Source organism: Streptomyces sp. NPDC001668, from assembly GCF_042893155.1.
In the GTDB taxonomy this organism is placed as follows: domain Bacteria; phylum Actinomycetota; class Actinomycetes; order Streptomycetales; family Streptomycetaceae; genus Streptomyces.
Genome location: NZ_JBIAUQ010000001.1, coordinates 683,403 through 705,124 on the forward strand (window position 1 = coordinate 683,403; position 21,722 = coordinate 705,124).

Here is a 21,722-nt window from a genome sequence, read left to right on the forward strand (position 1 = left end):
ATGAGCGGATCTTGGGCGGCTGCACTTCTCCAAGGGGTGGCACTCAGTGCCACCCCTTGATCGTTCATCGATCGAAATCAGATGTCGCCGTAGGGTGCTCATGTGAGCGGAAAGGGGGTGGGTGAGCCCTCTTGCGTTCAAGAAGTGAAAACATCCGGCGCCTGTCGCTTGCCAAGCTTTGACTTTCGATCCGCTGGCGGACGACTGGTTACGGGCGTATGACGCCCGAGTAGACGTACCCAGACGCCTTCGATCTGGGTATGTTCCTCGCCGTCAGGGCAGCCACCGCGTCCTCGAGGGAGTCGAGACCCGTGTCGGAAAACAAAGAACCCCACGTAGCGAAGTTCGTCTACGACTTCACCGAGGGAAACAAGGACCTCAAGGACCTCCTGGGTGGCAAGGGCGCGAACCTCGCCGAGATGACCAACCTGGGACTCCCCGTTCCCCCCGGCTTCACCATCACGACCGAAGCCTGCAAGGTCTACCTCGACAGTGGCGAGGAGCCGGCGGCACTGCGTGACGAGGTGAGTGCGCACCTCGACGCGCTGGAGCAGCGCATGGGCAAGAAGCTCGGCCAGGCGGACGACCCGCTGCTCGTCTCGGTCCGCTCCGGCGCGAAGTTCTCCATGCCCGGAATGATGGACACGGTCCTCAACATCGGTCTCTCCGACAAGTCGGTCCAGGGTCTCGCCCGGCAGGCCGGCGACGACCGCTTCGCCTGGGACTCCTACCGGCGCCTCATCCAGATGTTCGGCAAGACCGTCCTCGGCGTGGACGGCGACCTCTTCGAGGAAGCCCTCGACAAGGCCAAGGAGGCCAAGAAGGTCACGGTCGACACCGACCTGGAGGCCGCCGACCTCAAGAAGCTCGTCACCGCCTTCAAGAAGATCGTCAAGAAGGAGGCGGGCCGGGACTTCCCGCAGGACCCGCGCGAGCAGATGGACCTCGCCATCCACGCGGTCTTCGACTCCTGGAACACCGACCGCGCCAAGCTCTACCGCCGCCAGGAGCGCATCCCGCACGACCTGGGCACGGCCGTCAACGTCTGTTCCATGGTCTTCGGCAACCTCGGCCCCGACTCCGGCACCGGTGTCGCCTTCACCCGCGACCCCGCCTCCGGCCACCAGGGCGTCTACGGCGACTACCTCCAGAACGCGCAGGGCGAGGACGTCGTCGCGGGCATCCGCAACACCGTGCCGCTCGCGGAGCTGGAGCAGATCGACAAGAAGTCGTACGACCAGCTGATGCAGATCATGGAGACGCTGGAGAACCACTACAAGGACCTCTGCGACATCGAGTTCACCATCGAGCGCGGTCAGCTGTGGATGCTCCAGACCCGGGTCGGCAAGCGCACGGCGGGCGCGGCCTTCCGGATCGCCACCCAGCTCGTCGACCAGGGCCTGATCGACGAGGCCGAGGCGCTCCAGCGCGTCACCGGCGCCCAGCTGGCCCAGCTGATGTTCCCCCGCTTCGACGAGAACACCAAGGTCGCGCAGGTCGGCCGGGGCATCGCGGCCTCGCCGGGCGCGGCCGTCGGCAAGGCGGTCTTCGACTCGTACACCGCCGTCAAGTGGTCGCGTTCGGGCGAGAAGGTCATCCTCGTACGGCGTGAGACGAACCCCGACGACCTCGACGGCATGATCGCGGCCGAGGGCATCCTGACCTCCCGCGGCGGCAAGACCTCCCACGCGGCCGTCGTCGCGCGCGGCATGGGCAAGACCTGTGTCTGCGGAGCGGAGGAGCTGGAGGTCGACACCAAGCGGCGCCGGATGACGGTGCCGGGCGGGCATGTGGTGGAGGAGGGCGACCTCATCTCCATCGACGGGTCCAGCGGCAAGGTGTACCTCGGTGAGGTCCCGGTCGTCCCGTCCCCCGTCGTGGAGTACTTCGAGGGCCGTATGCACGCGGGCGCCAACGACGCCGACGAGCTGGTCGAGGCCGTGCACCGGATCATGGCCTTCGCCGACCGCAAGCGCCGGCTGCGGGTGCGGGCCAACGCGGACAACGCCGAGGACGCGCTGCGCGCCCGTCGCTTCGGCGCCCAGGGCATCGGCCTGTGCCGTACCGAGCACATGTTCCTCGGCGACCGCCGTGAGCTGGTCGAGCGCCTGATCCTGGCCGACACGGAGGCCGAGCGCGAGGAGTCGCTGAAGGCGCTGCTCCCGCTCCAGAAGCAGGACTTCGTGGAGCTGTTCTCGGCGATGGACGGCCTGCCGGTGACGGTCCGCCTCCTCGACCCGCCGCTGCACGAGTTCCTCCCCGACATCACCGAGCTGTCGGTGCGCGTGGCCCTCGCGGAGTCCCGCCAGGAGCCGCACGAGAACGAACTCCGTCTCCTCCAGGCCGTACACCGCCTGCACGAGCAGAACCCGATGCTGGGCCTGCGCGGCGTACGCCTCGGTCTGGTCATCCCGGGCCTGTTCACGATGCAGGTACGGGCGATCGCCGAGGCGGCGGCCGAACGCAAGAACGCCAAGGGCGACCCGCGCGCGGAGATCATGATCCCGCTGGTGGGCACCGTCCAGGAGCTGGAGATCGTCCGCGAGGAGGCCGACCAGGTCGTCGCGGAGGTCGAGGCGGCCACGGGCGTGGAGCTGAAGCTGTCGATCGGCACGATGATCGAGCTCCCGCGGGCCGCGCTGACCGCCGGTCAGATCGCGGAGGCGGCGGAGTTCTTCTCCTTCGGCACGAACGACCTGACCCAGACGGTGTGGGGCTTCAGCCGCGACGACGTGGAGGCCTCGTTCTTCACGGCGTACCTGGAGAAGGGCATCTTCGGAGTCAGCCCGTTCGAGACGATCGACAAGGACGGCGTGGGCTCCCTGGTCAAGCTCGCCGCGGAGGCGGGCCGCAGGACCCGCCCCGACCTCAAGCTCGGCGTCTGCGGCGAGCACGGCGGTGACCCGGAGTCGGTCCACTTCTTCCACGAGGTGGGTCTGGACTACGTGTCCTGCTCCCCGTTCCGCATCCCGGTCGCCCGCCTGGAGGCCGGCCGCGCGGCGATCACGGCGAACGGCAGCGACCACCGGTAGGCCCCGACGGCCACGGCGACTCCGGAGCCGCCGTCCGTCCCCGACCCTCATCCGATGGGCGGCGGCTCCGGTTCACGAAGAGAGGGCGGCACCCTTGTGCGGGGGTGCCGCCCTTTCGTCCTGCGTACCGCCCGGGCGTTCACCCCTTCCCCGGGCGCCGGGAGCGCGGACGGCGGGCGAGTGCCGCGCCCGTGGCGCCGACGGCCAGAAGGGACAGGCCGAGGGCGGTGAGGGGGAGGGCGGAGGGGCCGGTGCTGGGGAGTTCGCCGCCGCCGGAAGTCCCGGGGAGCGAGCGGGACGGACTGGGCGTGTCCGGCCCCCCACCGGTCGGTTCCTCGGTCGGTTCCTCGGTCGGGCCGGTCGGCTCTTCCGTCGGTTCCTCCGTGGGTGTCAGCGCCGGTGTGCTGACCGGCGGGTCGCTGAGATCGCGTCCGGAGCCTGCCTGGAGGACCGCGAGGGTGGTGCCGCCGAGGAGCAGGCTCGCGGCGACGGCGGCCAGGACGAGAGCCATCGGCCATCGGGACGGCGTGGCGCGGACCGTGGATGTGGGTGGCCGCGGGCGCGGAGTGCGGGGCACGTCGAACAGAGAGGCGAGATAGCGGCGCCAGAGCGGGGAGGTCGCGGTCGGGCGGTATACGGCGTGAGGTCGTCTCCGCGCGGTGAGGGAGTCCCGGTAGCGTCGGCGGAACGGAATCCCGCTCACTCCGCGGGCACCTCGCCCGGAGTGGGCGGGAGGAGTACCGGGGGAGTGGCCGTGGTCGGTCCCGGTGGTCGTTGTGGGGCGGTCACCGGATCAGCGGGCTGCGGTTCCTGGACCGCTTCCTGTACCGGTCGGGTGGTCCCCAGTTGCCGTAGCAGCCCCGGTGCCGACGCGCCCACAGCCACGGCCGCCGTCATCCCGATGATCTGGGAGTGGAACAGGGCTCCCGCGATCGCGCCGAGTGCCAGCCGGGTCAGAAAGACCAGGGAGTCCGCGGGGATGTCGATCCGCGCGCGCAGTGTCGGCAGTGGTCGGCCCTCCTGCGGCTGGGCCAGCAGTTCCCGCCGCTCCGCCTGCCATGCGGAGACGTTGCCGTAGAAGGCGATCGCCTCGATGACGCAGCCGCCGAGCGCGCCGCACATGATTGCAGTAGGCCAGTCCACGATGCTCCCCCGTCGGCCTGGTGCAGTCTCTTCAGTCAAGCTCCCAGTGTTCGGGGGCAATTGAGGATGCGCTGCACGGGAATCCGCTCGCTCTCCGCCTTCCGGCGTACGCCCGCGTACAGCGTCCTGCGGAGGGGACGGCACCCCGCGCCGGTGCCGCCCCCTCCGGGTCCTGCCGTCAGCGCAGGGCGCGACGCCTGCGCGCGGCCGCCACCAGGGCCCCGCCCGTGAGGAGGACGGTCGAGCCGACGGCGGCGAGGAACACCGTGGTGTCGCCCCCACCGGTTTCGGCGAGGTCCCGGTTCTGCTCGGCGGGGCCCTTGGCGGCCGCCTTGTCGTCGTGGGCCCTGAAGTCCGCGGGCGGCCGGTCGCAGGCGATGCCGTCGCCGTCCCGGTCGAGGTGGCTGCCGTAGTGCTCGTCGCCCTCGGGGATGTTCGCGTAGCCGGCGGCGTACGCCTCGGTGCAGTTCTCGAACGGATGGTCACCGTCGTGTGCCGAGGCGGCGCCCGGCAGCACGGCCAGCGCCAGCGCGGCGACGACGATGGCGCCGGGCTTGCGGAGCGGGTTCACAGCAGGTTCCTCCGGGGTCATGGTGATATCCGCGCACGTGATCAAGAAATGCCGATCGGCCGGATATGAGGTGACGAACCTAGTGAGGCGCCGGTGCCGTGTCGGCGACATGAGGAACCCGTGATGCGAACGTGACGTGACCGGAAGGTAGCTCTCCGCAAACCCGGCCGCCCGCTCAACTGTCGCAGGCCACCCCGTCGTTGTCCCGGTCCAGGTGGGAGGCGTACCCCGGCTCACCGCGGTGGATCGGAGCGGCACCGGCGGCGCGGGCCTCGGAGCAGTTGGCGTAGTACACGTCGTCGGAACCCGGGCCGGATCCGGAGCCCGTGTCCGCCTCGGCCTGCGCCGTGACCGTCTTGGTCACCTTGACCGTCTTCGTGGCGGTCACGGTGACCGCGGGTTCCGGATCCGGGGTCGCCGTGGCCGTGGTGGTGGCGGTCGCCGTCACGGTCACCGTGGGCTGCGGCTTGGCGGCGGCCGGCTTCGCGTCGTCCGTCGTCTTGTTCTGGTCGCCGGCGCCTATGCCGACGCCGAGAAACAGCGCCAGCGCGAGGGCGGGCAGGACGTAGCGCTTGCGGGCCCACTTGGGGGCGGTCCGGGGAGCTGTCGGAGGCGCCGGCTGCCACTGCGGCGCGGGCTGGTTGTCGTACGGGTTGGCCATGTCGTCCCCCTGTAGGTGTTACGTGAGGGGATGACCGTATTGCCGATGGTCCGGTTGTGGAGGTGAAGTGTTCATTCCGTGACCATTACATGCCATGTGTGCCGCGCCCTAGTGTGGACCCCACACCCCACCCCACCCGCCGAGGGAGCCCCGTCATGTCAGGCTGGAGTGCCGAGAACGTCCCCGACCAGAGCGGCCGCGTGGCCGTCGTCACCGGGGCCAACAGCGGCATCGGGTACGTCACCGCCCGGGAACTCGCGCGCCGGGGTGCCCGCGTGGTGCTCGCCTGCCGCAGCGAGGCGCGGGGTGTAGAGGCCCGTGACCGGATGGCCGGCGAAGTCCCTGGCGCGGAGGTGGAGTTCGCCCGTCTCGACCTCGGGGACCTGGCGTCCGTACGGGAGTTCGCGGCGGCGTATCGCCACGGCCGTCTCGACCTGCTGGTCAACAACGCGGGCGTGATGGCGCTGCCGTACGGCACGACCGCGGACGGCTTCGAGACCCAGTTCGGCACCAACCACCTGGGCCACTTCGCGCTGACCGGCCTGCTGTTGCCGGCGCTCCTCGCGACCCCCGCCGCACGCGTCGTGTCCGTCTCCAGCGCGGCGCACGCACTGGCCAACATCGACATCCGCGACCTCAACAGCGAGCGCCGCTACCGGCGTTGGATCGCCTACGCCCGCTCCAAGACCGCCAACCTGCTCTTCGTCCACGAACTGGCCCGCAGGCTGGCGGCCCACGGCTCGGACGTGATCGCGGCGGCGGCGCACCCGGGGTACGCGGCCACCAACCTCCAGGCGGCCGGCCCGAGGATGGCCGGCCGCAAGGTGGCGGAACGCTTCGTGGGGATCGGCAACCGCTTCTTCGCCCAGTCCGCGGACGCCGGCGCCCTCCCCACCCTCTACGCCGCCACCGCCCCCGGCGTGCTCCCCGACTCCTTCACCGGCCCGTCGCGCGGGGGCCGGCGCGGTTCCCCGGCCCCCTCCTGGCGGGCCCCCTGGACCCGCGACGACCAGGCGGCCGGGCTCCTCTGGGCGGCCTCGGAGGAGCTGACGGGGGTGGCGTACGACGCCCTCAAGGCTTGACCGCCTGGGCCACGACGCCACCGATGTCAACGGCCCTGGTCGCGGCCCCGGCGAAGTCCGGCGCCACCTTCCGAGGCCGCCGGACCGGGCCTCTGGAAGGGATCGGCGGCGCCGAGGACGCCGTTCGGTACGGACCGGGCCCTGCCCCGCGCGGAGTCCTGCTGTGCGATGCCGCCGACCACGCCCGGCACGTCGGTGGCGGAAGCGGCCTTGGAATTCGCGCTGAGACTCTCGACGACGCCACCCGGTCCCGGTGGGTTCGGCTGCTCGGCGGGGCGTGGGGGTGGCGGGGCCTGGCTGGGCGACACCGAGCGCGGGATCGGGCGTACGTCCGCCAGCGGCGGGATCCCGCCGGGCGCGCCCGGACAGTTCGGATCGGCGAGCGTCACCCGACTCCATGACCCCATGGCATCGGACTGAGAGTTGTACGCGGCCCCCAATTGCTCCATCGCAATGGCCGCTTTGAGGACATGCTGCTTGGCGGCGGACAGCTCGCCCCCGCCGGCCTTCAGCAGATCCTCGGCGTTCTCCCTGCCCTTGAGGTTCTTGCCGGCCGGCACCGGGCTGCCCGGGGTGCCATCGGACGGGGTCATCGCGTCGATGTGGGGCTTGTACTCCTGCAGCGCGTTCGCGGCGCCTCGCACCGCGATGGCGAGGTACCTGGCGTGTTCGGCGGTGCCGTCGATCTTGCGAAGGAAGCGCTCCGCCTCCACCCGGAACGCCTCGGCCGCTTCGCCCTGCCAGGACTGCAGGAGCCGGTCGACAAGTTCGGAGAGCAAGCCGAGTGCGCCGCCGTCCTCACCTCCGACGAGGTCCGCGCGGAACGCGTCCCAACCGCGCGCGGCGGTCCGGGCGTTCTCGGGGTCGGCATGCTCGACCATGGCCTTCAGCTGCGGCAGACTCTTGGTCGCGAACGGGGTGGTGTGCTTGCTCGCATAGCCCCGCCCCGGCGGCAGGTGGTCGTACTCTCTCTCTGACATGTGGCTGCGCCTAGGTTTCCGCGTTTTCGTAGGCGTCCCGTGTCAGCTTCAACTTGCGGATGAACTCTTCGGCGAGGGACCGGAGATGGGCGGAGACCTGCTCCATGTGGATCTTCACCGAGGCCTGCGCGGCGTTGAACTCGTACACTTCCGCGAATTCCTTGCCGAGCGCTTCATGGGCCAGGCCGGTTTCGTGGTGGGCCTTCAACCGAGCGTTTTCCAGGCGACGGGCTACTTCGTACAGCCGGCGGATTGCCAAGTCCATCTCATCCAGGTCGACTTGGTAGTACTGCGCAGCCAATGAAGCCCCTCCCCGACACTCGCGTCTCGTGTGGCGGAAGACTACTAGCCTTTTGACCTTCCATTGGGGCGAGTTCACCTACGGGCCATCGATGATCTCCAAGCCCGAAACCCCGTTCAGGCCGGTCAGATCGGTGCCCTTGGGGACGATCAGGCCGGACAGATTCGGGAACTGCCTCGGGATTGCCGCGAGGCGGTCGCGGGACGGGGTGCCGACCAGGGTCAGTCGCCGGACTTTGTCGATGACCTGCTGTGGCGGGAGATACATGAGCGAATCCGCTGAAACCGTAAGGTTCTCAAGCGTCGGATGCCACTTCATGGTCGCCCAGTCCGCCATGGAGGTGGGACTGTTGTCCTTTCCGAGGACGAGCGACCGCAACCCGGGCAGCAGTGCGAGAGCGTCGACAGACTTGAGGTGCGGGCAGTTCGACAGGCTGAGGTGACGGAGCCCCGCCCACTCCTTGAGGAAGTCGAGGTTCGTGAGGCTGTTGTTCATGCTGACCACCAGCTCGTCCGTGCGGCCTGGCGGGCCCGCGGCGGCGAGTGCGGCCTGGTCGAGGTCACCGCGCAGCCGGAGCCGCGGCCGACCGCCGAGCCCCCGCAGGGCCGCCAGCTGCCCGGGAGTTCTGACGGTGAGGATGTCGTCGGCCGGGAGGTGTGCGATCACCTCCTGCGCGTAGCGGACGGCGTCGAACGATCCCCAGGCGTCGACGACCCGTTCCCGTAGCCGGGGCCATGGTGCCTGGCAGAACCGCGCGAGCAGGGGCAGAGCCGCGTCGTGGGCGATCCCCGCGGCGGTCTCCAGTACGTATCCGGCCTGCTCCTCGTCGGTGAGCTCTTCCGGTCCGGGCAGCAGTTCCAGGACGATCGGGCCGACCTTGATCAGTGCGTCCGTCTCCTCGATGTTGCGGGGTGGAATGATGTTTGAGGCCCGCTCCTCCACCGATGCGCGGACTGCTTCGTCCAGCTCCGCCGCGTGCTCCAGGCACGCCATGGCGAGCACGTGGATACGGCGATCGTCGTTCTCGTCACCCAACTCGACCAGCTTCGTGAGCAGTGCGTCGCACTCCTTGGGGCGGGCGTGGGCGACGGCCATCCGGATGACGTCCTCCCACTGGGTCTTGTGCGCGTTGGCGATCAGCAGACCGAAGTCACCGTTTTCCACGGCTGCCCGCGCGGCCAGGAAGTCCTGGAAGGTGCGGTGGACGAAGTCGATCGCGTTCGCCGCCGGCTCACGCAGCAGTCCGCTGCGCAGCAGCAGATGGTCCAGAACCTTCCGTGCGTCGCCGAGTTGAGCCACCTGCGGTACGGAGGGCAGAGCTTCTTCGATGATCTGTTCCACGCGGCTGCGGTGGAGCTCGGTCTGCTCGTTGTAGAGCATCCTGTGCGCCAGCTTCTGGAGCAGCCTGATCTGGGGTTCCTTGGTCAGCTGGACGCCGACGGTCTCGGGGAGGGGCTTGAGCTGGTCCCGGCGTTCCAGCAGCATCGCCAGCGCGGCGTCGTACAACTCCTTGCGGCCGTGCGGCAGATAGCCCTGCCGGTCGCGGTGCAGGGCGCAGATCAGGGCGCACATCAGCGGATTGGTGGCCAGAGCGGCAAGGTCCTGCTTGGTGTGGACGGCGGTCAGCACTCCGCGGGCGAGAGACGGGTCGGCGCCCGTGGCGGTGTGCCAGCGTCCGACGAACTCCGTGACCGCGTCGCGGTTCATGGGGGCGAGGGACAGTTCGGAGAACCCGACGAGCGCGAGCCAGTCGTCGCGGACGGCGGACGGCCGGGACGTGACCAGCCACAGGTTGTCCGGATAGGCGGCGATCAGGTCGCGCAACCAGTGGCGGGTGCTCTCACGCTCGGGTTCAGGGATCTCGTCGATACCGTCGACGAGGAGCAGGCCGCGCCCGCGGGCCAGGACCCGGCCGGCCCAGCCGCTCGGCTGGTCCCCCGCGATGGGGCAGCCCATGGCGGTCAGGAAGCTCTCGGGCAGCGGCAGTTGCACCCCGCCTCGGGCGAGGTGGCGCAGCGTGAGGACGAACGGTACGCGCCCGTCGAGGTAGGCCAGGTCACCCTGCGCCGGGCCCTTGGCGGCGGTGACCGCCAGCCACTGGACGAGGGTGGTCTTGCCGGACCCGGCGACTCCGCGCAACAGCACGCGGTCCCTCTTCTCCAGGGCCTGGTCAGCCGGTAAGGGGACGGCCCGGCCGGTCCGGTCGGCGGTACTGGAACGGCGCCGCGACGGCACGGCCTCCAGGCTCAAGTAGGAGACGTCCAGGGGCCATTCGCGGTCATGGTTCAGATCGACGCCGTAGATCGTCAGGCTGCTGTGCCTGTCCCGGACGTAGCGGGCGTACCGCTCCTCGAACTCGGCGTCCGGATCGGACGCCGGACCGGAGACCTCGCGGACGTCCGGGACGGGGCAGCCCAACTTGACCAGGATTGCGACGAACGAGGCGTCGTCCAGTAACTCCCCGACCGGTGTGGCCTTCATCCGGCCGTGCCGCCAGCCCTCGGCGTCGGCGACGACGACCCCGGCCAGCAGACCCCGCGCGAACAGGGCGGCACCGGAGAAACCGGCCCAGGGGGAGCCGCCGTCGGAGCGGGGCGCGGGCACCTGGTCGATGTCGAGCGGGTACGCCCGCCCGAGCAGCGCGGAGCCAGGCTTGACGGTGCCGGTCACGTGCTCGCTCTCCAGCCGGCCCGCGCCGTCCCGTTGAACATACGGATAGCCGATGGCCTCGCAACCGGCCAGGGGCGCGATATCGCCGATCCTGCCCCAGCGGTTCCACGCACGGCCGGGGGCGTCACCGGTGAGCGGTTCGTCGGCCAGCAGCAGGGCGGCGTCGCAGGAAGCGTCCTCGGGCCGCCAGACGACCTCACAGCGCACCGGTCCCTGCCCTCCGGGCACGCGGAGCAGGAACTCGGAGCCGTGCGCGACGACATGAGCTGCGGTCAGGACGACGCGTGGGGAGAGCAGATAGCCACTGCCCTGGCGGCCCCCACCGAAGATCGCGACCACCCGTTCCGGGACGGGGCCGCCCCGGTCGCCGGTCAGCACGATCAGTCCCGGGCCGCGGCGGAGAAGCCGCTCACATCGCCTTCGTCGTCGGCGGCGATGAGCCAGTCCTGGCCCGTCGCCGTGTCCCTGGGTTTCAGAGTGAAGGCGACCTTGTGCGTCTGGGCCCTGGACACCCCGGCCTCCGCGCCCGCGTCGACGACCCACGCCTTGACGCCGCCCTTCGCCCGGGCGTCGCGGCGCACCTCGACCATGAACTCCATCTGGATCTCACCGAGTTCGAAGCGGAGCCCCTGGCCGGCACCCCGGCGCGCGGCCTCCACCAGACCGTCACGCACGGCCCCGACCACCTCGGCAAGCTCAATCCTGTCGCTCACTGTCCCCCGTTCCCCATCCGGCACTCGCGCCTCGGCCGTAACCTATCTCGCCGCGAGAAGTGGCGCACCCCGGAAGGGGAACGAGGGGAGGGGCTCGCCCGCTACGCCCGTCCGCTCAACCTCACCGCGCCCGCACCTCGTACGTCGCGATCCGCACCGACTCGTCGTCCAGGCACTGCCCGGTCTCCAGGTCGAACCGCTGCTTCAGGAGCGGTGAGGCCACGAACGGGCGGCCCTGGTGGGTGCCGGTCAGGCCGCGGGAGAGGACCGCCGCGCCGCCGAAGGGGTCGCGGTTGTCGATGGCGTAGAGGTTGCCCGCGCGGTCGCGGAACAGGGCCGCCTGGCGGCCGTCGGGCAGCAGGGCCGCGACTCCCCGCCCGGGGAGCAGGCGGGCCAGCTCGCAGACCGCGAGCCAGTCGCCGTTCAGCTGGAGTTCGACCTTCAGATCGGTGGTCTCGGGTGCCAGGGTCATCGCTGGGCGCTTCCTTCCAGGGGTCGGTGGCCGATGGTCAGCAGCGGCAGGTCGGGCTTGATCTGGTCGCGCTCGGGGACGAAGCCGACGACCGGGTCGGGGGTGTCGGGGGCGTTCACGAAGGACACGAACCGGGCGAGCTTCTCGGGGTCGTTGATGGTGGTGGCCCACTCGTCGGCGTAGTGCGCCACGTGGGCCGCCATCAGGGACTCCAGCTCCTCGCAGATGCCGAGGGAGTCCTCGACGACCACGTCACGGACGTGGTCCAGGCCGCCGGGGATGCGCTCCAGCCAGGTGGAGGTGCGCTCCAGGCGGTCCGCGGTGCGGATGTAGAACATCAGGAACCGGTCGATGAGCTTGACCAGTTCGGCGTCGCTGAGGTCCTGGGCGAGCAGGTCCGCGTGGCGCGGGGTCGCGCCGCCGTTGCCGCCGACGTAGAGGTTCCAGCCGTTGGAGGTGGCGATCACGCCGAAGTCCTTCGACTGGGCCTCGGCGCACTCGCGGGCGCAGCCGGACACCGCCGACTTGAGCTTGTGCGGGGAGCGCAGGCCCCGGTAGCGCAGCTCCAGGTCGATCGCCATGCGGACCGAGTCCTGGACGCCGTAGCGGCACCAGGTCTGGCCGACGCAGGACTTCACCGTGCGCAGCGACTTGCCGTAGGCGTGGCCGGACTCGAAGCCCGCGTCCACCAACCGGGTCCAGATGAGAGGCAGTTGCTCGACCCGCGCGCCGAACATGTCGATCCGCTGGCCGCCGGTGATCTTCGTGTAGAGGCCGAAGTCGCGGGCGATCTCGCCGATCACGATGAGGCCCTCGGGGGTGATCTCACCGCCGGGGATGCGCGGGACGACCGAGTAGGAGCCGTTCTTCTGGATGTTGGCGAGGAAGTGGTCGTTGGAGTCCTGGAGGGCGGCCTGCTCGCCGTCCAGGACGTAGCCGCTCGCGCCGATCGTCGGGGCGAGGGAGGCGATGATCGAGCCGACCGCCGGCTTGCAGATCTCGCAGCCGTCGCCGCCCTTGGCGCCGTCGCGGCCGTAGCGGTCCAGGAGGTCCTGGTAGGTGTTGATGCGCAGGGCGAGGACGATCTCGTAGAGCTCCTCGCGGGTCTGCGAGAAGCAGCCGCACAGGCCCTTGTCGACCTCGACGCCGGACGCCTCCAGCTCCGCGGTGACCAGCTGGCCGAGCACCTTGACGCAACTGCCGCAGGTCGTACCGGCCTTGGTGCACTTCTTCACCTCGGGCACGGTCGTGCAGTTGTGCTCGGTGACCGCTCCGCGGATCGTGCCCTTGCGGACGTTGTTGCAGGAGCAGATGATCGCGTCGTCCGGCAGCGCGGTCGGGCCGAGCTGGACGGACTCACCGGCACCGGCCGGCAGCACCAGCGACTCGGGCTTGACCGGCGGGACCGAACCGGTGAACGCCTTCAGCGTGCCGTACGCCTCCGCGTCGCCGACCAGGATGCCGCCGAGCAGCGTGCCGTCGCGGCCGATGACCAGCTTCTTGTACAGACCCGCGCGGGAGTCCGAGTAGACGACGTCCAGGCAGTCCTCGGTCGCGCCGTGCGCGTCACCGAAGGACGCCACGTCCACGCCGAGCAGCTTCAGCTTGGTGGACAGGTCGGCGCCGAGGAAGGCCGCCTCGTCGGAGGCGATGGTCGCCGCCGCCGTCTCGGCCTGCTCGTAACCGGGGGCCACCAGGCCGTACACCCGGCCGTCGGCGGCCAGCGCGCACTCGCCGATGGCGAAGACGTGCGGGTCGGAGACCGTACGGCACTGCTCGTCGACCGTGATGCCGCCGCGCTCGCCGACCGTGAGGCCGCAGTCGCGGGCCAGCTGGTCGCGGGGGCGGACACCGGCGCTGAACACCACCAGGTCGGTGGCGAGTTCGGAGCCGTCGGAGAGCTTCATACCGGTGACGGCACCGGCCTCGTCGACCACGATCTCCTGCGTGCCGACGCCCGTGTGGACGGAGAGCCCCATCTCCTCGATGGTGCGCAGCAGCGCCGCGCCACCGCCCTCGTCGACCTGCACCGGCATCAGCCGCGGCGCGAACTCCACGATGTGGGAGGTGAGTCCGAGCCCCTTCAGCGCGCCGGCCGCCTCCAGCCCGAGCAGACCGCCGCCGACCACGGCACCGGTGGTGCGGGTCTTCGCGTACTCCTCGATGGCGAGGAGGTCCTCGATCGTGCGGTAGACGAAGCAGCCCTGGGCGTCCTTGTTCGGGACCGGCGGCACGAAGGGGTACGAGCCGGTGGCGAGGACGAGGGTCTCGTAGTCGAAGACCTGGCCGGAGCGGGCCGTGACCTTCTTCGCGGAGCGGTCGATCGTCACGGCCGGGTCGCCGACGTACAGCTCGATGCCGTGCGTCTCGATGAACTCCATGTCCGTCATGGACAGTTCCTCGGGCGTCTTGCCCGAGAAGTACGAGGTCAGCGCGACGCGGTCGTAGGCGGGACGCGGCTCCTCGCACAGCACGACCACGCGGTGCGTGGCGGTCAGGCCGCGCTCGGCGAGCGCCTCAAGGAAGCGCTGGCCGACCATGCCGTGGCCGACGAGCACGATCGTGGGGGTGGCCTCCATGGCCTCCGGGGTGGCGGTCATCAGGAGCCTCCATCGTTGGTGAGCAGGTGGAGCAGCGGGCCGCCGTCGGAGGGGAGCGGCTCTGCTCCCTCCCAGGCGCGGGCGAGCGCGCCGACGGTGCCGAGTTCGCCGACGAGAACCCCGCCGACCAGGCGGTCGTCGCGGACGACGACCTTGCGGTAGGTGCCGCGGGTGGCGTCCGTGAGCTGGACGACGTCGTCGCCCGGGAGCGCCTCGGTCTCGCCGAACGCGGCCAGGTCGAAGGCGGTCTGCCCGGCGAGCGTGAGCCGGGTCAGCGAACGGGTGCCGGTGTAGCGGGCGTTCGCCCGCCCGGCCAGCAACTCGGCCAGCACGTCGGCCTGTTCCAGGGCCGGGGTGGCGAGGCCGTAGACGGTGCCGTCGTGCTGGGCGCAGTCGCCGATGGCGTGGATGTACGGGTCGGAGGTGCGCAGTTCGTCGTCCACGACGATGCCCTTGCGCACGTCCAGGCCCGCGGTCTGCGCGAGGCCGACACGGGGGTGGACCCCGCAGGCCAGGACCACGATCTGGGCGTCGAGGGCGTATCCGTCGGCCATCTCGACCGAGCGGACCGCGCCGCCGACGCAGCGCACGTCCCGCACGCGCAGATCGGTGTGGACCTCGACACCGAGCTCCACGAGGTGGCGCCGGACCAGCTTGGAGGCGCTCGGGTCGAGCTGGCGCTCCATCAGCCGCTCGGACTGCTGGGCGAGCACGACCTGGGCGCCACGCTGGGCGAGCGCGCGGGCCGCCGACACCCCGAGGAGCCCGCCGCCGATCACGACCGCCTTCACTCCCGGCCGGACCGCCTCGGAAAGCCCCAGGCAGTCGTCCATCGTGCGGAAGGCGTGGACGCCCTCCGGCAGCTCGTGGTCGGGGGTGAACAGACCGCGCAGCGGCGGCAGTACCGGGTTGGAGCCGGTGGCCAGGACCAGCGTGTCGTATGCGATCTTCGAACCGTCCGCGCACTCGACGGTCCGCGCCCCGCGGTCGATGCCGGAGACCCGGGCGCGGGTCAGCGCGGCCGGTGCCGGGAGCGCGATCACGTCCGGGGTGTACCGTCCCGCCAGCACCTCGGCGAGGAGCACCCGGTTGTACGGGCGGTGCTCCTCCTCGCCGATGAGCGTCACGGGCGTGCCGAGCTCTCCGAGCCGCCGGGCGAGCCGGACGCCCGCGAGCCCGGCGCCGATCACCACCACACGCGTATTCGAGGTCATGTCTAGGAGCGTGCGTTGCGGGTGTTACCCGACCGCATCACCTCTGTTTCCCGCGAGGAACGCTGCCCTCAGCAGGGGACGGGGGTGAGTGTGAGGGTTGGGAGTGGGCGCCGGGGGCGGGGTGTGAGGAGGCTGCACGCCCGGAAACCCGCTCCGGTGAGGTCGCCTCGGTCGTCTAGGGTCGCGATCATGCCCGACATATCGCTGACCATGCTGGTCGTCCTGTGCGTCTCCGCCCTCGCGGCCGGCTGGATCGACGCGGTGGTCGGTGGCGGAGGGCTCCTGCTGCTGCCGGTCCTGCTGCTCGGTCTGCCGTCCGGCACCCCGGCCGCGTACGCGCTCGGCACCAACAAGGCGGTCGCCATCGTCGGCACCTCGGGCGCCGCGGTGACCTACGCCCGCAAGGCCCCCGTCGATGTACGCCTCGCCGTCCGCATCGGGATCGCGGCCGTCACCGGGTCCTCGGCCGGCGCCTTCCTCGCGGCGGGGATGAGCACGGAGGTGCTCAAGCCGCTGATCATGGTCGTACTGCTCGGTGTCGGCGCCTTCGTCATCCTGCGCCCCGCCTTCGGCACCGCCCCCGCGACCGGCCCGGTCTCCCGCCGTCGGACCCTCGCCGCGATCGGCCTCGCGGGCCTCGGCATCGGCTTCTACGACGGTCTGATCGGCCCCGGCACCGGTACGTTCCTCGTCCTCGCCCTCACCGCGGTCCTCCACCTGGACCTGGTGACCGCCTCGGCCACCGCCAAGATCGTCAACTGCTGTACCAACGCGGGCGCCCTCGCGATGTTCGCCTGGCAGGGCACCGTCCTGTGGCGGCTCGCCGCCGTGATGGCCCTGTTCAACCTCGCGGGCGGCATGCTGGGCGCGCGCACCGCCCTGAAGAGGGGCAGCGGGTTCGTGCGGGTCGTGCTGCTGACCGTCGTCTTCGCGCTGGTCACGAATATTGCGTACGAACAGTGGGTCGCCTGACGCTAGCGTGACGCCGTGACGACTCAGGTGATCGTGCTCAACGGCGGCTCCAGCTCCGGCAAGACGGGGATCGCCCGCTGCCTCCAGGCCGTGCTGCCCGAGCCGTGGCTCGCTTTCAGCATCGACGACTTCGTCGACTCGATGCCCCCGGCCCTCCAGGCGTCGGACGCGGGCCTGGAGATCGCGGCGGACGGCGGGGTGAGCGTGGGGGCGGACTTCATGCGGCTGGAGGCGGCCTGGATGGCGGGCCTCGCCGAGACCGTCCGCGCGGGCGCCCGGGTCGTCGTCGACGATGTCTTCCTCGGCGGCCCGCACTCCCAGGAACGCTGGCGGGGCGCCCTGGCCGGACTCGACGTCCTGTGGGTCGGTGTGCGCTGCGAGGCCGCCGTCGCCGCGGAGCGCGAGATCGCCCGGGGCGACCGGGTCCGCGGGATGGCCGAGAAGCAGGCGGAGACCGTCCACGAGGGCGTGGTCTATGACATCGAGGTCGACACCACCCGCGCCGCGTCCCCGGACTGCGCGCGCGCCATCGCCGAGGCGGTCGTCAGCGGTCCCCGGTGAGGTGCGCGAACACCACCACGTTGCCCCGGTAACCGGTCGCGCGGGAGTAGCCCCCGCCGCAGGTGATCACCCGCAGCTCGGGCCTCTTCGCGGCCCCGTAGACCTTCTCGTCGGGGAAGTCCTTCGCGTCGTACACCTCGACCGCGTCCACCGTGAACACCGCGACGCTTCCGTCGCGCCGGTCCACCTCGATCGCGCTGCCCCTGCGCAGCGCGCCGAGGGCGTAGAAGACGGCGGGTCCCTCGGCGTTGTCGACATGCCCGGCGACGATCGCGGTGCCCGTCTCACCGGGGACGGTGCCGGCCTCGTACCAGCCGGCGAGGTTCTTCCGCGTGGCCGGCGGCACATCGAGGCTGCCGCTCGCGGTCAGGGCGAGGGGCGTCAGCGGCGCGTCCACGTGGATCGAGGGGATGCGCACGCGGTCGGGCGGGGACGGCGGCAGCGCGGGCGCGGCGGCCCGCCCGCTGTCCCGTCCCGCGTGCGCCTGGGCGGCGGACGGCTGCGGCGGGGCGTGCGTCTCGGTGCCGCTGCGCAGCAGCCACGCGCCGGTGCACAGGGCGACCAGGGTGACGCCCGCTATGGCGGTGTTGCCGAAGCTGCGGTTGCGCACAGGAGGCTCCTCTACGGCTGGCCTGCCCTTCCCCCTCCGGGCCGCGAGGGGCGTCGGACCCGGAGGGGGAGGGGACATGCGGTACCGGCGGACGGACGGCGGAGGGTGTCCGTCAGATCCCGTCGCCTCTCGCCCGGCGATGCAGGAGCCAGGTACCGCCCGCGGCGGCGACGGCGAGAGCCGCCACGCCGGCCGCGGTCTGCACGGGGTCGGGGCCAAGGGCGCCACCGACCCCCGTCTTCACACTTCCTCGCGGGTGCACCGGCTGCCGCTGCGAGGTCAGCGTCACCACCAGGTCACCGGTCACCCGGCGGCCGCCCTCCGCGCAGGTCGCGGCGATCTCGTACGTCCCCGGCTGCGCGCTCGGCGGCACCCGGAACTGCCCGATCGCGTCACCCTCGTGCGTGCTGGGCGCCAGCGTGAAGACGCCCGCGCCCACCGCGCTGGCGTCCCCCGCCGCCGTACCGCCGTCTCCGCACGCCGCCGTGTTCACGGTGACCTGCCCACCCGGCACCACGGGGGACGGGAACACCTCGAGCCCGTCCGTGTCCCCGGCGTACGCGGGCGCACAGACGAGACCCGCGGCGGCGACGGCGAGCGCACTGCCGGTCAGCAGGCGGACGGTGGGGCGCATGGTGCTCCTTCGGGCTCTCGGGTGGGTCCCTGTGCCTTCGAGGTAAGTGGCAGTGCGCCCGGTCCGCTTCCTGAGGGTGCGTCAGAAATACGGTGAACGGGTGTCAGATCGCTGTCCCCCGGGGCCGGTCGGCCGGAGTTTCAGCAGGTCACCGCCGTACGGGGGCCGGCTTGTGGAAGAGAACCCGAAGAGCCGAGGGCGCGCGTGTGAACGGGTGACCCGACCGCCGCGGTCCGCGCTTGACCTCAACCTTGGTCGAGGTATCAGGCTGTCCCGCATGCAGACAGACACCGCGCCTCTCCATGTCACCCTGGTCATCGGCAGCAACCGCCACGGCCGCTTCGGCCCCGTCGTCGCCGACTGGCTCCTCGACCGCCTGCGCGACCGCGACGACCTGGTCCCGGCCGTCGTGGACGTGGCCGACGTCCAGTTGCCCACGACCTTCGCCCGCACCGAGGAGGCCGCCGCCGCCCTCTCCTCGGTGACCCCCGAACTCGCCTCGGCGGACGCCTTCGTGGTCCTCACCCCCGAGTACAACCACTCCTTCCCGGCCGCCCTGAAGAACCTGATCGACTGGCACTTCACCGAATGGCAGGCCAAGCCGGTGGCCCTCGTCTCCTACGGCGGCATCTCGGGCGGCCTGCGAGCCGTGGAACACCTCCGCCAGGTCTTCGCCGAACTCCACGCCGTGACGGTCCGGGACACGGTGAGCTTCCACAACGCGGGCGGCTCCTTCGCAGACGGCCGCCTGAAGGACCCGTCGGGCCCGGAGGCGGCGGCGAAGGTGATGCTGGACCAGTTGGTGTGGTGGGGGAACACCCTGAGGGAGGGCCGGGCGTCCAGGCCTTACGGCGGGTAGGGCGCGGGTCCTGGCCGTACGGCGGGTGGGGCTTTTGGGCGCGCGTGAGGGGGGCGCGCGTCCTGGTCGTACGGTGGGTGGGGCTTTTGGGCGCGCGTGAGGGGGGCGCGCGTCCTGGCGGTACGGCGGTGGGGCTTTTGGGGGCGCGGGGAACTGCGCGACCGGCCACGACGGCGTTCGCGGATGACCATGCACCGTACCCGCAGGGCGGCCCCTGGACCGTCGCCAACCGCTCATGACAGCCGGCGCAGCAGTCCCCGCCCCTGACCCTGATCTCCTCCGGACAACCTCTCGGACGCCCCGGCCGGGGGACCGCTACCGTGAGGCGATGGGCATGGAACAGCGCATCACCCTGATCACACTGGGCGTCTCCGACCTCGCCCGATCCAAGGCCTTCTACGAGGCGCTGGGCTGGCGCGGCCAGGAGGTCGCGGAGACGGTCTTCTTCCAGGCGGGCGGTCTCGGCCTGGTCCTGTGGAGCCGGGAGAAACTCGCGAGGGACTGCGGCCTGGAGCCGGCCCCGGCACACGGCTTCGGCGGGATCGCCCTCGCCCACAACGTCCGCTCGCAGGCGGAGGTCGACGCCCTCCTCGCGAAGGTGGCCGAGGCGGGCGGCACCATCACCAAACCGGCCGCGGTGAACGACATCGGCTTCTACTCCAGCGCCTTCACGGACCCGGACGGCCACGCCTGGGAGGTGGCGTACAACCCGGGCTTCCCGCTGGCGGAGGACGGCACGGTGACACTGCCGGACTTCGGCTGAATGCGCGGTCCGGCCGCGGTGAGGTCATGGCGTACGGCACACGCAGCCCGCATCCGGGGTGGCGACGACGCCCGGCAGGTCGCCCACCAGGCCGAACGTGGACGCCGGCACGGTGCGTACGGCCGCCCCGGAAACCCGAGGCGGCCGCACCACAACTCACCGCACAGGAACGTCAGTTCACGTTCACCGCGCTCCAAGCCGCCGCCACCGCGTTGTACTCGGCGCTGCCCGCGCCGTACAGGTCCTTCGCCGCGTTCAGTGTGGCCGTCCGCGCCCCCGCGTAGTTCGTCGAGGACGTCATGTAGACCGTCAGCGCCCGGTACCAGATGGCGCCCAGCTTGTCCCGCCCGATCCCGGTGACCGTGGAGCCGTTGGAGGTGGGGGAGTTGTAGCTGACGCCGTTGATGGTCTTGGGTCCGCTGCCCTCCGCCAGCAGGTACGCGAAGTGGTTCGCGACGCCGGAGGAGTAGTGGACGTCGAGGTTGCCGACCGAACTGCTCCAGGAGTCGGCGGAGGCGCCGTCCTTGGAGGGCTTGTCCATGTAGCGCAGGGCGTCCCGTCCGAAGCCGGAGCGGACGATCTTCTCGCCGATCAGATAGTCCCCGGTGTCCGAGGAGTTGGCCGCGTAGAACTCCACCAGCGTGCCGAAGATGTCGGAGGTCGCCTCGTTGAGCCCGCCCGACTCGCCCGAGTAGGTCAGCGCCGCCGTCTTCGACGTCACGCCGTGGGACATCTCGTGGCCGGCCACGTCCAGCGACACCAGCGGACCGAGCTGCGTCCCGTCACCGTCGCCGTACGTCATGCAGAAGCAACTGTCGTCCCAGAACGCGTTGTTGTAGTTGTTGCCGTAGTGGACGCGGTTGTAGGAGCCCTTGCCGTCCCCGCCGATGCCGTTCCGTCCGTGGACCTTCTTGTAGTAGTCCCAGGTGACGTCGGTGCCGTACTGCGCGTCCACCGCCGCCGTGGCCCGGTCCGAACTCGCCCCCGTGCCCCAGTGGTTGTCGGCGTCGGTGAACAGGGTCGCGGGCGCCCGGCTGAGGCAGATGGTCAGGAAGCACAGGTCGGTCTTGTTGGCCGCGTCGCCGGTGTAGGTGTTCCCGCGCGTCGCGTCCTTGAGCTGGTACGTCGATCCCGACTGGGTCGTCTCCAGCGAAACCGTGCCGCTGTACAGCGACTTGCCGTCGCCGGCGGCCTGCTCGATGCTGTCCCACGCGTCGATCTGCGCACCCGTGCGGGCGTCCGTGAGGACCGTGCGGGCGACCGGGTTGCCGAGCGAGTCCTGTGCGGCGGCGTCGGTCTGCCAGGCCAGCTTGGGCGCCCCGTGCAGGGCGTCGACGACCAGGCGCGGCTTGGCGGTCAGCTTCTTCAGCGTCTCGCCCAGGTTGGCCGCCTTCAGCGCGTTCGCCGCGAGGTCGGCCGCCTTCGGGGCGGACAGGGCCGGGGTGACGCTCGGCAGGGATATCGCGCGCTCGGTGGCCCGCGAGGAGCCGCGGTACGCGCCGTCCGGCGCCAGGTGCAGCACGAAGTCACCGCCCAGCACGGGCAGTTGGTGGTACGTACGGTCGTAGCGGACGTGCTGCGTGCCGTCGGCGTCGACGATCACGTCACGGACCTTGGTGCCCTGGGCGGAGGTGAGCCCCAGCGCCGAGGCCCGGTCGGCCAGGACGGAGGCGGCGTGGTCGAGTGCGGTGGCCCTGTTCGGTCTGTCCACCGCGCCGGCGGCGGGGGAGAGGGCGGTGGCGAGCAGGGTGGCGGCGGTGGCGGCCACTCCGGCGGTGGCGAGACGACGGGAACGGGCACCTCGGACGTACGGCCGTATCCGACTCATCGGTCTCCTCTGAAAGGCGCCAATGGGGCGCGTGGGGGTGGCGCGGACGTTGACGA

Annotated in this window: 20 protein-coding genes; 6 read left to right on the forward strand and 14 right to left on the reverse strand. The window is 71.1% G+C overall.

The genetic code is table 11. The features are described 5' to 3' along the window. The first annotated feature begins 311 nt into the window (after window positions 1-311). Window positions 312-3,032: a pyruvate, phosphate dikinase gene (ppdK, locus tag ACFYZ8_RS03040; RefSeq protein ID WP_359038361.1), complete on the forward strand. Its 2,721-nt coding sequence runs from the start codon at window positions 312-314 to the stop codon at window positions 3,030-3,032. A 139-nt stretch (window positions 3,033-3,171) separates the two neighbouring features. Here the strand turns inward: ppdK and ACFYZ8_RS03045 are convergent, their stop codons facing one another. From ACFYZ8_RS03045 to ACFYZ8_RS03060, 4 genes are all read right to left on the reverse strand, one after another. Then, a complete protein-coding gene (locus ACFYZ8_RS03045) occupies window positions 3,172-3,543 on the reverse strand; it encodes a hypothetical protein (protein ID WP_388538696.1) in 372 nt (123 codons plus the stop codon). A gap of 188 nt (window positions 3,544-3,731) precedes the next feature. Continuing rightward, window positions 3,732-4,154, reverse strand: coding sequence for a hypothetical protein (locus ACFYZ8_RS03050; protein ID WP_389049725.1), 423 nt, complete (start codon window positions 4,152-4,154; stop codon window positions 3,732-3,734). A 199-nt stretch (window positions 4,155-4,353) separates the two neighbouring features. After that, window positions 4,354-4,767, reverse strand: coding sequence for an excalibur calcium-binding domain-containing protein (locus ACFYZ8_RS03055; protein WP_388538692.1), 414 nt, complete (start codon window positions 4,765-4,767; stop codon window positions 4,354-4,356). Window positions 4,768-4,921: 154 nt separating this feature from the next. Continuing rightward, complete coding sequence (locus tag ACFYZ8_RS03060) at window positions 4,922-5,407, reverse strand: excalibur calcium-binding domain-containing protein (protein WP_388538690.1); 486 nt, start codon at window positions 5,405-5,407, stop codon at window positions 4,922-4,924. Between the two features lie 155 nt (window positions 5,408-5,562). Between ACFYZ8_RS03060 and ACFYZ8_RS03065 the strand changes: the two genes are divergently transcribed. Next, window positions 5,563-6,489, forward strand: coding sequence for an oxidoreductase (locus tag ACFYZ8_RS03065; RefSeq protein WP_388538689.1), 927 nt, complete (start codon window positions 5,563-5,565; stop codon window positions 6,487-6,489). A 26-nt stretch (window positions 6,490-6,515) separates the two neighbouring features. Here ACFYZ8_RS03065 and ACFYZ8_RS03070 read toward each other — a convergent pair whose 3' ends face one another. From ACFYZ8_RS03070 to ACFYZ8_RS03100, 7 genes are all read right to left on the reverse strand, one after another. Beyond that, the gene (locus ACFYZ8_RS03070; RefSeq protein WP_388538687.1) at window positions 6,516-7,469 is read right to left on the reverse strand and encodes a WXG100 family type VII secretion target; all 954 of its coding nucleotides are present in this window, start codon (window positions 7,467-7,469) and stop codon (window positions 6,516-6,518) included. A 10-nt stretch (window positions 7,470-7,479) separates the two neighbouring features. Further along, complete coding sequence (locus ACFYZ8_RS03075; protein WP_388538685.1) at window positions 7,480-7,770, reverse strand: hypothetical protein; 291 nt, start codon at window positions 7,768-7,770, stop codon at window positions 7,480-7,482. Window positions 7,771-7,848: 78 nt separating this feature from the next. Beyond that, window positions 7,849-10,818, reverse strand: coding sequence for an NACHT domain-containing protein (locus ACFYZ8_RS03080; RefSeq protein WP_388538683.1), 2,970 nt, complete (start codon window positions 10,816-10,818; stop codon window positions 7,849-7,851). A gap of 2 nt (window positions 10,819-10,820) precedes the next feature. Continuing rightward, window positions 10,821-11,153 carry a trypco2 family protein gene (locus tag ACFYZ8_RS03085; protein ID WP_359038343.1) on the reverse strand — a complete coding sequence of 111 codons (333 nt, stop codon included), beginning with the start codon at window positions 11,151-11,153 and terminating at the stop codon, window positions 10,821-10,823. A 121-nt stretch (window positions 11,154-11,274) separates the two neighbouring features. Then, entirely contained in the window at window positions 11,275-11,625 is a 351-nt protein-coding gene (gene nirD, locus ACFYZ8_RS03090; RefSeq protein ID WP_388538681.1) for a nitrite reductase small subunit NirD, read from the reverse strand. Next, window positions 11,622-14,225 (reverse strand): nitrite reductase large subunit NirB, encoded by a 2,604-nt coding sequence (gene nirB, locus ACFYZ8_RS03095; protein WP_359038339.1) that lies wholly within the window; start codon window positions 14,223-14,225, stop codon window positions 11,622-11,624. Before nirB ends, nirD begins: the two co-directional genes overlap by 4 nt. Further along, window positions 14,225-15,439 carry an NAD(P)/FAD-dependent oxidoreductase gene (locus ACFYZ8_RS03100; RefSeq protein WP_388538679.1) on the reverse strand — a complete coding sequence of 405 codons (1,215 nt, stop codon included), beginning with the start codon at window positions 15,437-15,439 and terminating at the stop codon, window positions 14,225-14,227. Before ACFYZ8_RS03100 ends, nirB begins: the two co-directional genes overlap by 1 nt. Before the next feature lie 189 nt (window positions 15,440-15,628). Here ACFYZ8_RS03100 and ACFYZ8_RS03105 point away from each other — a divergent pair, with 189 nt between their 5' ends. Further along, entirely contained in the window at window positions 15,629-16,411 is a 783-nt protein-coding gene (locus ACFYZ8_RS03105; RefSeq protein WP_359038335.1) for a TSUP family transporter, read from the forward strand. A gap of 15 nt (window positions 16,412-16,426) precedes the next feature. Next, on the forward strand, window positions 16,427-16,972 hold the full coding sequence (cpt, locus tag ACFYZ8_RS03110) for a chloramphenicol phosphotransferase CPT (protein ID WP_388538677.1): 546 nt from the start codon (window positions 16,427-16,429) through the stop codon (window positions 16,970-16,972). Here cpt and ACFYZ8_RS03115 read toward each other — a convergent pair. Next, window positions 16,956-17,582 carry a class F sortase gene (locus tag ACFYZ8_RS03115; RefSeq protein ID WP_388538675.1) on the reverse strand — a complete coding sequence of 209 codons (627 nt, stop codon included), beginning with the start codon at window positions 17,580-17,582 and terminating at the stop codon, window positions 16,956-16,958. The genes cpt and ACFYZ8_RS03115 overlap by 17 nt on opposite strands. Before the next feature lie 112 nt (window positions 17,583-17,694). After that, window positions 17,695-18,216: a hypothetical protein gene (locus ACFYZ8_RS03120; protein WP_359038329.1), complete on the reverse strand. Its 522-nt coding sequence runs from the start codon at window positions 18,214-18,216 to the stop codon at window positions 17,695-17,697. 277 nt (window positions 18,217-18,493) lie between these two features. Here ACFYZ8_RS03120 and ACFYZ8_RS03125 point away from each other — a divergent pair, with 277 nt between their 5' ends. Both ACFYZ8_RS03125 and ACFYZ8_RS03130 read left to right on the forward strand, forming a co-directional pair. Beyond that, entirely contained in the window at window positions 18,494-19,075 is a 582-nt protein-coding gene (locus tag ACFYZ8_RS03125) for an NADPH-dependent FMN reductase (protein ID WP_388538673.1), read from the forward strand. A gap of 334 nt (window positions 19,076-19,409) precedes the next feature. Next, window positions 19,410-19,838 (forward strand): VOC family protein, encoded by a 429-nt coding sequence (locus tag ACFYZ8_RS03130; protein ID WP_359038372.1) that lies wholly within the window; start codon window positions 19,410-19,412, stop codon window positions 19,836-19,838. 172 nt (window positions 19,839-20,010) lie between these two features. On the opposite strand, the gene ACFYZ8_RS03135 is transcribed toward ACFYZ8_RS03130, so the two are convergent. Continuing rightward, entirely contained in the window at window positions 20,011-21,666 is a 1,656-nt protein-coding gene (locus ACFYZ8_RS03135; RefSeq protein WP_388538672.1) for a M4 family metallopeptidase, read from the reverse strand. Between the last annotated feature and the right edge of the window lie 56 nt (window positions 21,667-21,722).

What these genes read in the sequence shown, in the direction of transcription:
- ACFYZ8_RS03100 (WP_388538679.1), bottom strand. Translation starts at nt 15,439, where the DNA reads ATGACCTCGAATACGCGTGTGGTGGTGATCGGCGCCGGGCTCGCGGGC.
- ACFYZ8_RS03050 (WP_389049725.1), bottom strand. Translation starts at nt 4,154, where the DNA reads ATGTGCGGCGCGCTCGGCGGCTGCGTCATCGAGGCGATCGCCTTCTAC.
- ACFYZ8_RS03060 (WP_388538690.1), bottom strand. Translation starts at nt 5,407, where the DNA reads ATGGCCAACCCGTACGACAACCAGCCCGCGCCGCAGTGGCAGCCGGCG.
- nirB (WP_359038339.1), bottom strand. Translation starts at nt 14,225, where the DNA reads ATGACCGCCACCCCGGAGGCCATGGAGGCCACCCCCACGATCGTGCTC.
- ACFYZ8_RS03120 (WP_359038329.1), bottom strand. Translation starts at nt 18,216, where the DNA reads ATGCGCCCCACCGTCCGCCTGCTGACCGGCAGTGCGCTCGCCGTCGCC.
- ACFYZ8_RS03105 (WP_359038335.1), top strand. Translation starts at nt 15,629, where the DNA reads ATGCCCGACATATCGCTGACCATGCTGGTCGTCCTGTGCGTCTCCGCC.
- ACFYZ8_RS03070 (WP_388538687.1), bottom strand. Translation starts at nt 7,469, where the DNA reads ATGTCAGAGAGAGAGTACGACCACCTGCCGCCGGGGCGGGGCTATGCG.
- nirD (WP_388538681.1), bottom strand. Translation starts at nt 11,625, where the DNA reads ATGACCCTGGCACCCGAGACCACCGATCTGAAGGTCGAACTCCAGCTG.
- ACFYZ8_RS03065 (WP_388538689.1), top strand. Translation starts at nt 5,563, where the DNA reads ATGTCAGGCTGGAGTGCCGAGAACGTCCCCGACCAGAGCGGCCGCGTG.
- ACFYZ8_RS03135 (WP_388538672.1), bottom strand. Translation starts at nt 21,666, where the DNA reads ATGAGTCGGATACGGCCGTACGTCCGAGGTGCCCGTTCCCGTCGTCTC.
- ACFYZ8_RS03045 (WP_388538696.1), bottom strand. Translation starts at nt 3,543, where the DNA reads ATGGCTCTCGTCCTGGCCGCCGTCGCCGCGAGCCTGCTCCTCGGCGGC.
- ACFYZ8_RS03125 (WP_388538673.1), top strand. Translation starts at nt 18,494, where the DNA reads ATGCAGACAGACACCGCGCCTCTCCATGTCACCCTGGTCATCGGCAGC.
- ACFYZ8_RS03055 (WP_388538692.1), bottom strand. Translation starts at nt 4,767, where the DNA reads ATGACCCCGGAGGAACCTGCTGTGAACCCGCTCCGCAAGCCCGGCGCC.
- ACFYZ8_RS03130 (WP_359038372.1), top strand. Translation starts at nt 19,410, where the DNA reads ATGGAACAGCGCATCACCCTGATCACACTGGGCGTCTCCGACCTCGCC.